This window comes from Peribacillus deserti, from assembly GCF_002863585.1.
Lineage (GTDB): Bacteria > Bacillota > Bacilli > Bacillales > DSM-1321 > Paraperibacillus > Paraperibacillus deserti_A.
The window spans coordinates 1-13,090 of record NZ_PGUY01000034.1 but is presented as its reverse complement, the minus strand read 5'-3'; the positions used below and the strand labels follow the sequence as shown (position 1 = coordinate 13,090).

Below are 13,090 nucleotides of genomic sequence, written 5' to 3'. Positions count from 1 at the left end.
CTTTACGCTTTATTATCTATAACCAAATATAGTAAATGATTTTATATTATGAAAGACCATTGAAGGATAAGTGTTTTATGTGTCCAGAATATAAAAGCACAAAATAAAAAGCGTGAATTCTATTGTTAAATGAATTCACGCTTTTTGGTTAGATAAAGACTACATTATAGTAAGATACCTACTGCTTAATTTCAGCAATAATCCCGGCTTCATCATCAAGTACCAGAGTAATCCCAGCATAAGGGTCTCTATTCATATATTCCTCAAGCCATAATCGCAGTGCTTCAATCAAATTTGCTGTAATTAACACCTGCTTGCGGCCGCCCGTATAAACCTCAGCTGAGAAGCCGTAGTCATCGTCATACAACAGTTCAACTTCGACTTCTTCAGGTTGTATTTGTTTTTTGCGGGAGATATACACACAGACTGCATTAATAATATCCTGCTCGGAAATGATTAGTTTCTCCATTGAGCTTGTTCCTCTCTGCGCTTTTTATTACGGTAATTTACATAGAAAGTCCGAATCAGGGAAATCACAAAGTAGATGGCTAATACGTTGATCATTAATCCCAGAAGTGATCCCATCATACCCATATTCGCAAATATACTGCCGAACAGTAATCCTGCAAGTCCGCCGACCATCAGGCCTTTCATGAATCCGCCCTTAGCAAATCCGCCTTTCTGGGTAGTTGCAGGTTTAGAGTTTGATACAGAGTTTTGCTTTTTATTTTGGAAGAACGAAGTATTGTTTGTTTGAGTGTTTTGGTTCGTATTAAAGCTTCTCTTGCCTGATTTGTATCCTTTTGCTTCAACTGTGTGCGCCTGATCATGGAATACTACGTTCGCAGCTGGTGAAAACATAAGGGCTGCGGAAATGACGGCTGCTATAATTTTTTTCATGATGATTATTCCTCCATATTAATTAGTTTATTTTGTTTGTTTTGAAAAACATTTGTTCAGATGATAATTCATGAGTAGATTTTGGCTTACTCCTCCTTTATTGAAGGCTCTTTTATAAAAGAATGTTGTATTTATAAATTCTGTGACCCTGCCCTATTGTTAAGCAGGTTTATTTGAAACGCAAGGTGCGAGACTCCTGCGGGAGCAGAGGGACAGGTGAGACCCCACAGGCAAAGCCGAGGAGGCTCACCGCCCGCCCCGCGGAAAGCGAGCATCCTGTAGTGGAAATCACTCTCCTTGTTCAACAAGAACAACAATCTTTCTAAAACAGCCTTATTGAAAAACAAAAAGACCTTCACCAAATGTTCTGGTAAAGGTCTTGAAATGATCATTTTTATCCCTTTACCGAATTGGCAAAGGTCTCGCAAACAACTTTAAAAGTTGCCAGTCAGGCCGGTGATATAACCATCACGTATTGACGACATGAACTGTAAGCTACTCCCCTTTGGAGTACTATTAAGTTAATAACATGTAAGCTGATAAACTATCAACTGTAGTTTTATAATACTATAGATTCTTAATCCCGTCAAATATGTGACAGGGCCTCTAAAAAGCTTAACATTTTTGTGTAAGCGCTTGTGAAACCGTATGGTAGAGGCATTTAGGTTTTTTGGGGAATAAGATATAGAAATATTTGAAAATATATTATATTAAAAAAGTATGCTATAATCATAGGGAAAATAATAAATGAATTAGGGGTAATTTGTTATGTTAAAAGATTTGTTTATTGGGCTCTCTCAGAATGAATTTCTAAATACTGCCGCTAAAAAATATGGACTAAAATTAGGGGCGCAGAGTGTGGTTGCGGGGACAAATTTAGAGCAGGCTATTCAAAGCATTAAAGAGTTGAATGCTCATGGAATAGCTTGTACGATTGATAATCTTGGAGAATTTGTGTTCAAAAAAGAAGAGGCTACAGCAGCGAAGGAGCAAATACTTGAAGTCGTTGAAGCGATTCATGCTAATAGGGTGAATGCACATATTTCCTTAAAGCCTTCTCAACTTGGGCTTGATATTGATTACGCTTTCTGTCTGGAAAATGTACGAGAAATCGTCGACCGGGCAAGCCGCTATGATATATTTGTTAATATGGATATGGAAGATACGAAGCGCTTGCAGCCTTCATTCGACATCCTAGAGGAACTGTCTAAGGAATATGAAAACGTTGGAACCGTTATCCAGGCTTATTTCTACAGAGCTGAAGAGGATATCAAAAAATACAAAAACTTCCGTCTGCGTATCGTGAAAGGTGCCTATAAAGAGCCTGCGGACCTTGCTTATCAAGAAAAAGGCGACATTGATAAAAACTATATAAAATTAATCGAATGGCATTTGCTGAACGGTAAATTTACATCCATTGCTACACATGACCATAAAGTAATCAATCATGTAAAACAATTTGTAAGGGCTAACAACATACCAAATGAAAAATTTGAATTCCAGATGCTATACGGTTTCCGTAAAGATCTTCAATTAAAGCTTGCAAGTGAAGGCTATAATTTCTGTACGTATGTGCCATTTGGCCAGGACTGGTACGGCTACTTCATGCGCCGCCTTGCAGAAAGACCGCAAAACCTGAATCTTGTTGCGAAGCAGGTGTTCAATAAGAAAACGAATACAATGCTTGGTGTAGCAGCAGGGGCTTATTTATTGGGCAGATTGACCAAGAGAAAATAAGAATAAATAGACATGGAGCCTCCCTTTAGTGATAAAGGGAGGTTTAAGTTTGTGGTGCTATTTGGAACCATAAAAGACTATATATTTATAAGACATTGAATTTCAAAGATCCCGCGCAAGTGGTGGCCGTGATTAATCCCGCACCTTGCGAAACTAGACCAGTTTTGACCAATTTTATTGATTTATTGTCGCCGAACCAGACATATGAAGACTTTTTTTAAAAATTACTGCTCGCGGCTCATGAAAACATGTATTTTGAAAGAGTTTTTTTACATAACTAAGGGGCTAATTATAAGGCCGAATGGTTTATGATTAAGTTTAAGGTACTTATGCTTATGTTTAAGAGGTTTATGATTAAGTTTTTGCAATTTATGCTTATGTTTCCAATCTTTATGCTGATCTCCCTTCATCCAATGCTTATATAGAGGGCGTTATGCGTATTCAATTGTGCTTATGCTTTTCTTCCGTGGGATATGCTGATCCCCGGGCGAGAAGCATGCACGCCGCTTAAAGCAGATATACAAAAGGCTGCCGAGAATTTCCGGGCAGCCTGAATCTCCCTTTAATAGTAAAGGGAGGTTTTTTACATCGGATAAACGTAAAGTTTGCCAATCTTGCCTTTTCGAACTATCAGTAGATTTACTTATAATGACTTTATCTAAAAACAACGGGAACATGGATTTTTGCTTACCTTCTAGGTCTTTTCAAACTATTCAACGTAGATTTATTCTTAATAACTTTATCTAAAACAACATGTACATGGACTCTTCGTTCGTCGATCGATTGCACTTCTGATACTTTGCCTTTCTTGCCCTTGATGGACAAAGCATCACCAACCTCTGGAACACTTTGGCGCAGCTGGCTTAATAAAAGATCTTTATTTTCATAATAATGAACTACAAACATATTTAGTCTCTCCTATATGAAAAGGTTAGGAATGGTATTTATCCTTCACTAAAATATATGTTTGAGGTTCATTTTAGACACAATGATTACATATAAAATCGTTCATGTCGTAGAAAAAGTCTTGATCCTGATCCAAGGACGTTCATTCTCCCATCCTAACGACAAGGGTACTCTGAAGGTTTCTTCGAGTACTGGTTCAATGAGTGTGGTTTTCTTAGGACCTTGGGCGACGACCTCGCCTGTCCTCATGAATAATGTATGGGAAATGGACGGAATAATTTCCTCGATATGGTGAGTCACATATACTATCGTAGGGCCGCTTGAAGTGGAGGCCAGAATGTTAATGGTCGACAATAGTTCCTCCTTATAATATATATCGAGTCCGTTACAGGGTTCGTCCAATATTAATAATCGCGGAGAAGGGATAAGAGCTCTTGCGATCATCGTTTTCCTTTTTTCTCCTTGGGAGAGGGAAGAGAGTCTTTGGTGAGCTAAATGCTTGATTTTAAACTGCTCCAGTATATCCCATGCTTTCTCAACATCCTCCTTCGTAATGTGTTCATATAAACCGATGGATGCAAACTTTCCGCTAAGAACTGCCTCTAGTACAGAATCACCGGAACGTGACTGATATTGATCATCTAACGATGAGCTGACCCAGCCGATTGATTTTCGGAGCTCAGGCAGATTCGTTTTCCCAAATGTATTGCCTAATACAGATACTTCGCCGCCATTCGGCCATAGATATCCGGTGATTATTTTTAGAATGGATGTTTTACCAGAACCATTTAGCCCGAGCAGGGCCCAATGCTCCCCTCTTTCAACATCCCAGGTTATATTGTTTAAAATGGTTCTGCCATCACGATGCCAGTAAATATTTCGCAGGGAAATGATGCGATCTATCTCTTTCATGGCAATCCCCCTCACTTGTTATACTATTCATTATATTCAAAAATCAATGAAATTTAAAGTTTGGCAAAAAAGCACATCATTGTAAAACATAGGCTCTTTTCTAAAAGAGTTTTTTAATAGTCCTGTGAACCTACCCTATTGTTAAACAGGTTGATTGGAACGTAAGGTGCGAGACTCCTTGATCCAGCTACAAGCTGAGACTCTCGAGTCATAAGCCAATCCGTCTATGGGGAGAAAAGCACTCCCCACAGCCGGCTCGTCTTATGCTTGTCGGGTCTCTGCCTGCCAATTTGTTTAGATTTTTATATCAATTGGGATTATCACTGAGCGTTTAATATTTATATATTGGGCAGGCACCGCTTTCCGCTTTTCTGTGCGGGAGCAGCGGGCAATGTCCGGCTCCAGCGCCTAGACCCTCGAGTCATAAGCCAATCGGGCCATGGAAAGGAAAACCGCTTTCCACGCCCCGCTTGTCTTATGCTTGGCTAACGCACGAAGCACAGGATGTGCGAGCCAGGCGTGGCCACAGGACGTGGCGTTCGAGCGTGGTAAGCGCGACTAAGCTTCTGTCTTCGCTAACGCTCGCCAATCAGCAAGTCTTCTTTATCGGGTCTGAACAAGGCGCTTCCGCTTTTCTATCAGGTGAGACCCCACAGGTGAAGCCGAGGAGGCACGGGCGCCCGCCCCTAAGGTCCGCGAGCATCCTCACGTTCCAATCAACCCCCTCGTTCAATCACAACAAAGTTTGCGAAAACAGCCAAAACTTAAGAACGAAGCGTTATATCTACGCTTTTAAGGGAAAATACACTTTCTGGCATCAAATATAAAAATAGATATCTAATATAGAACTGCGGCACTATTTTTATTGAGAATGTATAAATGTACTAGTATAAAATAAATCTTGTGTTAAAGTTTTGTTAGAATATTCAGACTTATGTTTGTTTTTCATCTGGAATAAGGGAAGAAACTCCGTTTTAGAAATAAAAAGGAGTTTCATATTAAAATTACATATTTGTTGAGGAGGCAGGAGAGTGAAAGAAAAGAAGAAGATTTTTTCTTTGTTGTCAGTTCTAGGTATTGCCAGTATGCTTTTCGCACAGCCGGCGGGGGCCATCACCTATGGGGAGCCTGATAACAATCAGCATCCGAACGTGGGTGCGTTGATTGTGAAATCAGACGCTACCGGGGAGAAACGCCAAATCTGCACCGGCACACTGATTGATTCAAAAGTCTTTTTAACTGCTTCTCACTGTACGTCTGATCTGCCTGAGGAAAATCAAGTATGGGTAAGCTTTGATGAGGATGTAGAACCTATTACCAATAAAACAAAACTTTATTCGGGGCGTGCTGTCACTAATCCTGCTTATTCGCAGAGACAATCCGATACCTGTGACATTGCGGTGGTCCTTTTAGATCAAGCAGTGAAAAATATTGAGCCTGCCTCTCTTCCAAAGGAGGGTCTTTTTGACCAATTGGCCGCGAAGGGAAAGCTGAATGACCAGACATTCACAGCAGTGGGTTACGGTGTGCAAGAGCCGGTGAACCAGCCTGGCGGTCCTGATTACCCGTATGATGGATTGAGAAGAGTATCGGTTTCTCAATTTAGTGCATTAAATAATACCTGGCTCCGCTTGTCACAAAATGAAGCTGCAGGTGATGCAGGAACATGTTACGGCGATTCAGGAGGGCCGAATTTCTTAGGTTCAGGCCAGGTGAAACAAATATTGTGGCAGGTGTAACAGTTACTGGAGACGCGATGTGTAAAGCAACAGGTGCGACATACCGGCTTGATACACCCTCTGCGCGCCAATTCCTCAGCAAATATGTTAGATTACCGTAAATTCAGTATATGAATTCATTGAAAAGGCAGCAGCTGGCTGCCTTTTTTTAATTCTATTAGTCATACAAAATAGTTTGGTCGTATTTTTCAACTGTTGTTCCCGGTTCATACTTTCTTCCTGTCCGGCATAGCAAGGGTCGCATAAATAAGTTTCTCTCAGATCATACATCTATAAAAAAGCTGAACGTACATACAATCTCCTTTGACTTCTTCAGTATTATTCATTGACAAAAATGAATGAATAATGATAAATTATCTTTAATTAAAGATAATTTAATTTGAGATAATTCATTAATAAAAGCAAATCTAGAGTACCTCTTCGACATATAGGGAAAAACTTATAGTAGAGGAAAGAAAATGATGCTGTTAATTGGAGGATAATCATATGAACCACTTAAAAGGAATACACCACGTCACTGCCATTACAAGCAGTGCGGAAAAGAATTATGAGTTTTTCACATATGTACTGGGTATGCGTTTAGTAAAAAAGACGGTTAACCAGGATGATATTCAAACCTATCATCTTTTCTTTGCGGATGATACTGGGAGTCCCGGTACAGATATGACATTCTTTGATTTTCCCGGGATTCCAAAAGGCGTACATGGAACAAATGAGATTTCTAAAACTTCATTCCGTGTGCCAAGTGACGCGGCCCTCGATTATTGGGTAAAGCGTTTCGATCGAATGGACGTGGAACATACCGGAATAAAAGAGCAGTTCGGCAAGAAGACTCTTTCTTTTGTTGATTTTGATGACCAACAGTACCAATTGATATCAGATGAAGTCGATTTTGGAGTCGCTTCAGGAACTCCATGGCAGAAGGGACCGATCCCTCTGGAGTACGCGATTACGGGTCTCGGGCCAATATTCGTTACGGTTGCAAATTTTGAATTTTTTAAAGAAGTGCTGGAAAAGGTCCTTCTTTTCAAAGAAACAGGCCAGGAAGGTTCTTTCCATTTATTCGAGGTTGGTGAAGGCGGCAATGGGGCTTCGGTGATCGCCGAGCATAATGCAGTTCTTCCTCAGGCGCGCCAAGGCTTTGGTACGGTTCACCATGCAGCATTCCGTGTGGCAGACCGCGCAGTGCTTGAGGAATGGATTGGCCGTATGGAAGGATTTGGCTTCCAGACATCCGGATTTGTCGACCGTTTCTTCTTCCAGTCTCTATATTCAAGGGTTGCACCGCAGATTCTTTTTGAATTTGCTACGGACGGTCCAGGTTTCATGGGTGATGAACCATATGAAACGCTGGGAGAAAAATTATCCCTGCCTCCATTCTTAGAGCCAAAACGTGAACAGATTGAGAGTTTAGTCCGTCCGATCGATACGGTGAGGAGCACGAAAGAATTGATAAAAGAATAAGCATAAATCGAAAACAGGATCAGTAAGCTGGTTCTGTTTTTTTTACGCAGATTCTTTTTGAATTTTTTGTAAAAATTTTTAATTGGAGAAGAAGGTTTTTTTCTCTATTAATAGAAATAGTACATATTTATATCATTTCTGCATATATTTTTTGGCGAGATTCCCTGCAGGTTGAGAGAGGAGGGAGGCATATGATTACGATTATTCCGATTAAGCTAGAAACTCCATTTGCTGAAGGCTCCGTTTTTGCCTATGCAGTACTCGGCGACGGAGCTGTTTTAATAGACACAGGCAATCCCGGCAGTACTTCATTGAATAATTTGAAATCACAGCTTTCTCAGCATGGTCTTAGTCTTAGAGACTTTGATTCTATTGTTTTGACGCATATGCATACTGACCATTCAGGAGGCGTCAGTGAAATTTTAAAAGAAGCTACTCTACCTGTTTATGTACATGAAAACGCTGAGTGGACTATCACTGGCGGAGCCCGTGAGTTTCAAAGACAAAACGAATTCTTTTATTCGTTTATGAAGCAATGCGGGGCCGATCCAGGACAGCATATGTCAAACAGAACATATAACGAAGAAATCTGGCCTGAAGTCAAATATGTCCGGGATGGAGATGTAATTGGGGCTGCCGGCATTCCATTTGAGGTGGTATATGTTCCAGGGCACAGTCAGACTGACATTCTTTTATGGGATCCCAGCACCGGAATCACGTTTGGGGGGGACCACCTTGTTGCCGACTTTTCGGTCAATGCTTTTATCGAGCCTCCTCGTCCCGGTATAGGAAGCCGTCCAAAGTCTCTTTTGCAATACCGTAATTCCTTGGAAAGGGTGAAGCTTCTTCCTCTTAGTACGGTGTATCCGGGACATGGAGAGCCTTTTGATAACCACCCAGAGTTAATCGGAAAAAGGATGGAAGAACAGGAAAAACGATGCCTTCATATACTCGAGTGTCTATTAACCGGTGAAAAAAATGTGTATCAATTATGCAGCCTCATTTATCCGAAGCTGCGAAAAAGGACGATATTCCTTGGCCTTTCCCAAATCCAGGGTCACTTGGATCTGTTGGAATCCCGGGGACAGGTAGAATCCTTTACCAGAGGACAAGTCCATTACTACAAAGTGATTTCATCATCCTTGAAAGGAGGCGGTATCACTATAGCAATAAAATGAATGAGTATGCATTCATTTACAGCCTTAAGATGCTCCATACAACTAGCTGAATTAAATTCTGCTGTTAAAGGTGGGGGAGAGATTGATATGAAGCTAAAGGATCTTCTTGAAACAAATATTGAAAACTTTGATGAATATCCCTTTTTGTATCATCATGGCCTAGAGTTTACGAATGTAGAAGTAAAAAGCCTGGCAGATGGGCTTGCATGCGGTCTGCACAGCCTTGGCATACACCAAGGAGATAGAGTCATAGTCTGTATGCCCAATTGTCCAGAAGTAATTATCAGCTACCAGGGAATAACCAGGGCAGGAGCAATAATTGTCCCTGTCATGTTCACTCTTCATACGAAAGAAATTCAGTATATTATTCAGAACTCAGGCGCCAAAGCCGTTATAACCTCATCCCTTGTGGCTGAAAAGGTTGAAAAGGCGATGGAGAAATTACCAGTGAGACCGGTACTGATCCTTATTGATCAGCCTAAAAATGAAAGGGCTTACAATTTTTATGACGTTACTCAGTACGCCAAAGAAGAAAATACATTAAATACAGAAGTCAAGCCCGAGGATACTGCTGTCATACTCTACACCTCAGGAACGACAGGCAATCCTAAGGGAGTTCTATTAACCCACAAGAATTTATACTCCAATGCCTATCATTCAGCTGTACACCACGAAACTGAACGAGGCACCACCCTCGGCATCCTGCCGCTTGCCCATGTATTTGGCTTAACTGTATCTAACATTTGTTTTCTTACAGGCAGTTCTATTGTTGTCTTTTCAAAATTTGACCCATCAGAAGTATGTAAAGCCATCGAAACGTACAAGGTAAAGAACTTTTCAGCTGTTCCCGCTATGATTCACGCATTGCTTTCCTACCCTGCTGCGGAACAATATAATACGTCCAGCCTGGAGTGGATCAGCTCAGGCTCAGCACCCTTGCCCCTGGCTCTATTACATGCATTCCAGCAAAAATTTGGTGTTCAAATTTTGGAAGGCTATGGCTTGAGTGAGGCTGCTCCCGTCGTTACTGCACACTCCAGGAGCATGCCGGTGAAACCAGGCTCTGTCGGCATTCCCATTCCTGGTGTGCAAATAAAAATAGTGAATGATTCAGGCAAAGAGCTCCCCGCAGGAGAGGTCGGAGAATTGATTGTTTCAGGGGACAATGTCACACCCGGCTACTTTCAGAATCAGGAAGAAACCTGGCGGGTTCTTAAGGATGGCTGGCTGTTCACAGGAGATTTAGGAAGAGTGGATGAAGACGGTTATTTGTTTATAGTCGACCGTAAAAAAGATCTGATTATCCGGGGAGGTTTTAATGTATACCCACGAGACATAGAAGAGATTCTGACCGGGCACAGCGGTGTCCAGGAAGCAGCGGTTGTAGGCATACCGGATGAACGCATGGGCGAGGAAATGGTCGCCTGTATCGTAGCTAAACAGGGAACGGATGTAACCGAAGAGGAGCTGATTCAGTATTGCGGTGAGTTTCTTGCTAAAAACAAAACACCGCGAAAAGTTCTTTTTCTGGAGGCACTCCCGCGTAACGGAGTAGGGAAAATATTAAAAACCCGGCTGCGCAGCCAGGCAGCAGAGATGATTACGCTATCTTAAATACTCTTAATTTTAGGAGGAGGAGCAGTTATGGATAAACGGACGATTCTAACGACCAGTAAGAGGGGATTGCTTGAAGACTCTTTTCCGTTCCGGCTTTACCAGAAAGCAAAGAAATTCGGCATCTGGAATCCAGCTGACATTGATTTTTCACAGGATGTAAGAGACTGGGAGCGCCTGAACGCTCTTCAGCGGCAGGATATTCTTAAGCTGATCTCTCAATTTCAAGCCGGCGAGGAAGCCGTGACCCTGGATTTACTGCCATTGATGATGGCGATTGCCAGGGAAGGGCGCCTCGAGGAGGAAATGTTTTTAACGACCTTCCTCTTTGAAGAAGCAAAGCATACGGAATTCTTCAGGCTGGTTTTAAATGCACTCGGTGAACGCGGTGACCTTTCCATCTTTCATACGGATACCTATAAAACTATTTTTTACGAAATCCTGCCGACGGCAATGGAACGTCTGTTAACCGATCAATCACCAGAAGCGATTGCAGAGGCATCAACCGTATATAACATGTTCGTTGAAGGAGTATTAGCTGAAACCGGTTACTTCTCTTTCTATCAATCTTTAGAATCAGCCGGGATCATGCCGGGACTTCTGACAGGAATCGGCCACTTGAAAAAAGACGAATCCAGGCATATTGGCTATGGCACCTTTTTGCTGCAGCGCTTAATTTGCGAGCACCCTCATCTATACGAATATGTCTCGGGGAGGATGGAAGAATTGGCACCGCTGGCAGTCAGGCTCAACCAGGAAGGAACCGAAGGACGCCAAATCAGTTCATTCGGCAACTCATTGGAGGAAACGATGAATTTTACCATGAAACAGCTGTCTGTGAGAATGGAAATCCTGGCGCGGGCAAGAGGAAAAAGAATAGAGGACATCTATAGAGTGAATGAAACAGAACTTGGTGTTTTATAAGGAGAGACGGCCTTGCAACTGAAAAATATGCAGTTCTATCTTAATGAGGAGGACTAATCGATGACTGTAAATGTAGATGTACAGACCTTTCCGTTATTTATTAACGGTCAGTGGGAACAAGGAGCGAGCCAGGAAACCTTTGATGTGTTCAACCCGGCAACGGGGCAATTAGCAGCAAGGGTCGCCAAGGGAAATGAAGCCGATGTGGACCGGGCCGTTGAAGCTGCAAGACACGCATTCGATCATACAGATTGGAAACTTATGAAACCAAAAGAAAGATCACAAATGTTATACGCCATTTCTTCTGCCATTGTAGAGCATGCTCAGGAGCTGGCGTACCTTGAGTCCATCAGTTCAGGCGGTACGGTTAGAAGAATTGGTTCCAATGATATCTTGCAGATGGCGGACCTTTTCCAGACACTTGCAAAATTCATCCTGGAATATCCTTTTTCCGAAACCCTGCCATCCCCGCCATTTCCAGGACCTGCCCATAATTTTATTTGGAGGGAACCGATCGGTGTCTGTGCGGCCATAACTCCATGGAATATGCCGATGCTGATTGCCACGTGGAAGATAGCCCCTGCTCTTGCCATGGGAAATACAATCGTGATCAAACCAGCAAGCTATACGCCGCTGTCAACGTTAAAACTGGCTGAAATCATTTCGAAGGTGGTGCCGCCCGGAGTCATCAATGTTGTGACAGGACCGGGCGCCGAAGTGGGCGAAGCATTGGTCAGCCATCCAAAAGTCGATAAAGTAGCCTTTACAGGTTCTACTGAGGTGGGCCGGAATATCATGCAGCTTGCTGCCGGGACAATCAAAAATATCACTCTCGAGCTTGGAGGGAAGTCTCCAAACATTATATTGGAGGATGCAGATCTCAGTCTTGCTCTGCCAGGAAGTTTATTTGGAGTATTCCTGCATTCAGGCCAGCTTTGTGAATCCGGAACACGTCTTTTTGTCCCGGACCATCTGCATGATGTCATCGTTGATGGCCTTGTAAAGCTTGCCTCTAAAATTAAACCGGGCAACCCGCTGGATCCAGCTGCAGACATGGGTCCAATCATTTCTAAACGGCAAAAAGAAACAATTCTCTCTTATATAGAAGCAGGAATACAAGAAGGCGCCACCTTGGTGTGCGGAGGAAAAGAATTAACTGTACCAGGCTGTGAAGAGGGTCATTTTATCGAACCTACCATTTTTACTAACGTCACAAACGACATGAAAATCGCACAGGAAGAGATATTTGGGCCTGTTTTATCCGTCATCCGCTATAAAACGGCAGCTGAAGCAATTCAAATGGCCAATGATTCCATTTATGGTCTGGCAGCTGGTGTCTGGACCAGTGATGTGAATAAGGCCTATGAAGTTGCAAGAAGGCTTCAGGCCGGAGTCGTCTGGATCAATGATTGGCACATGCTGCGCAATGACGCACCATTCGGTGGGTATAAACAGAGCGGAATCGGCCGAGAAATGGGGATGCACTCATTAGATGCCTACACACAGGTGAAGCATGTCCACACTTCAATGGTTCCAGAAATTCATAAACGAAGCTGGTATAGTCTTCTTTTCTCTGATATACAGGAATAAAAAAAGAAGGCTCTTTTCTAAAAGATTGTTGTTTTTAAATAAGTTCTGTAAACTTACCAATTTTTAAACAGGTTGATTGGAACGTAAGGTGCGAGACTCCTGCGGGAGCAGCGGGACAGGTGAGAC

Annotated in this window: 11 protein-coding genes; 7 read left to right on the top strand and 4 right to left on the bottom strand. The window is 42.4% G+C overall.

Annotated elements, in window-relative coordinates; genetic code table 11:
- Positions 1-178 precede the first annotated feature (178 nt).
- Complete coding sequence (locus CUU66_RS11250) at positions 179-469, bottom strand: YxcD family protein (protein ID WP_101642150.1); 291 nt, start codon at positions 467-469, stop codon at positions 179-181.
- On the bottom strand, positions 457-900 hold the full coding sequence (locus CUU66_RS11245) for a hypothetical protein (RefSeq protein ID WP_101642148.1): 444 nt from the start codon (positions 898-900) through the stop codon (positions 457-459). The genes CUU66_RS11250 and CUU66_RS11245 overlap by 13 nt, the downstream gene beginning before the upstream one ends.
- 768 nt (positions 901-1,668) lie before the next feature.
- Between CUU66_RS11245 and CUU66_RS11240 the strand changes: the two genes are divergently transcribed.
- Positions 1,669-2,637: a proline dehydrogenase family protein gene (locus tag CUU66_RS11240; RefSeq protein ID WP_101642146.1), complete on the top strand. Its 969-nt coding sequence runs from the start codon at positions 1,669-1,671 to the stop codon at positions 2,635-2,637.
- A 687-nt stretch (positions 2,638-3,324) separates the two neighbouring features.
- On the opposite strand, the gene CUU66_RS11235 is transcribed toward CUU66_RS11240, so the two are convergent.
- The gene (locus CUU66_RS11235; protein ID WP_101642144.1) at positions 3,325-3,543 is read right to left on the bottom strand and encodes a hypothetical protein; all 219 of its coding nucleotides are present in this window, start codon (positions 3,541-3,543) and stop codon (positions 3,325-3,327) included.
- 102 nt (positions 3,544-3,645) lie between these two features.
- Complete coding sequence (locus CUU66_RS11230) at positions 3,646-4,455, bottom strand: ABC transporter ATP-binding protein (RefSeq protein ID WP_101642142.1); 810 nt, start codon at positions 4,453-4,455, stop codon at positions 3,646-3,648.
- 1,031 nt (positions 4,456-5,486) lie between these two features.
- Between CUU66_RS11230 and CUU66_RS11225 the strand changes: the two genes are divergently transcribed.
- The 6 genes from CUU66_RS11225 to CUU66_RS11195 all read left to right on the top strand — a co-directional run bounded on the left by CUU66_RS11225 (position 5,487) and on the right by CUU66_RS11195 (position 12,964).
- Positions 5,487-6,194, top strand: a complete 708-nt coding sequence (locus CUU66_RS11225) for a S1 family peptidase (RefSeq protein ID WP_219622791.1) — start codon at positions 5,487-5,489, stop codon at positions 6,192-6,194.
- Between the two features lie 486 nt (positions 6,195-6,680).
- Positions 6,681-7,658, top strand: a complete 978-nt coding sequence (locus CUU66_RS11215) for a ring-cleaving dioxygenase (RefSeq protein WP_101642138.1) — start codon at positions 6,681-6,683, stop codon at positions 7,656-7,658.
- Positions 7,659-7,849: 191 nt separating this feature from the next.
- Entirely contained in the window at positions 7,850-8,836 is a 987-nt protein-coding gene (locus tag CUU66_RS11210; RefSeq protein WP_101642136.1) for an MBL fold metallo-hydrolase, read from the top strand.
- An 87-nt stretch (positions 8,837-8,923) separates the two neighbouring features.
- Entirely contained in the window at positions 8,924-10,450 is a 1,527-nt protein-coding gene (locus CUU66_RS11205) for a class I adenylate-forming enzyme family protein (protein WP_101642197.1), read from the top strand.
- A gap of 30 nt (positions 10,451-10,480) precedes the next feature.
- The gene (locus CUU66_RS11200; RefSeq protein WP_101642134.1) at positions 10,481-11,374 is read left to right on the top strand and encodes a R2-like ligand-binding oxidase; all 894 of its coding nucleotides are present in this window, start codon (positions 10,481-10,483) and stop codon (positions 11,372-11,374) included.
- A 60-nt stretch (positions 11,375-11,434) separates the two neighbouring features.
- Entirely contained in the window at positions 11,435-12,964 is a 1,530-nt protein-coding gene (locus CUU66_RS11195) for an aldehyde dehydrogenase family protein (RefSeq protein ID WP_101642132.1), read from the top strand.
- Positions 12,965-13,090: the final 126 nt, after the last annotated feature.

Bases quoted from the DNA above. Each gene is read 5' to 3' on its own strand.
- CUU66_RS11205 (WP_101642197.1), top strand. From the start codon at position 8,924: ATGAAGCTAAAGGATCTTCTTGAAACAAATATTGAAAACTTTGATGAA.
- CUU66_RS11215 (WP_101642138.1), top strand. From the start codon at position 6,681: ATGAACCACTTAAAAGGAATACACCACGTCACTGCCATTACAAGCAGT.
- CUU66_RS11195 (WP_101642132.1), top strand. From the start codon at position 11,435: ATGACTGTAAATGTAGATGTACAGACCTTTCCGTTATTTATTAACGGT.
- CUU66_RS11210 (WP_101642136.1), top strand. From the start codon at position 7,850: ATGATTACGATTATTCCGATTAAGCTAGAAACTCCATTTGCTGAAGGC.
- CUU66_RS11235 (WP_101642144.1), bottom strand. From the start codon at position 3,543: ATGTTTGTAGTTCATTATTATGAAAATAAAGATCTTTTATTAAGCCAG.
- CUU66_RS11245 (WP_101642148.1), bottom strand. From the start codon at position 900: ATGAAAAAAATTATAGCAGCCGTCATTTCCGCAGCCCTTATGTTTTCA.
- CUU66_RS11250 (WP_101642150.1), bottom strand. From the start codon at position 469: ATGGAGAAACTAATCATTTCCGAGCAGGATATTATTAATGCAGTCTGT.
- CUU66_RS11200 (WP_101642134.1), top strand. From the start codon at position 10,481: ATGGATAAACGGACGATTCTAACGACCAGTAAGAGGGGATTGCTTGAA.
- CUU66_RS11230 (WP_101642142.1), bottom strand. From the start codon at position 4,455: ATGAAAGAGATAGATCGCATCATTTCCCTGCGAAATATTTACTGGCAT.
- CUU66_RS11240 (WP_101642146.1), top strand. From the start codon at position 1,669: ATGTTAAAAGATTTGTTTATTGGGCTCTCTCAGAATGAATTTCTAAAT.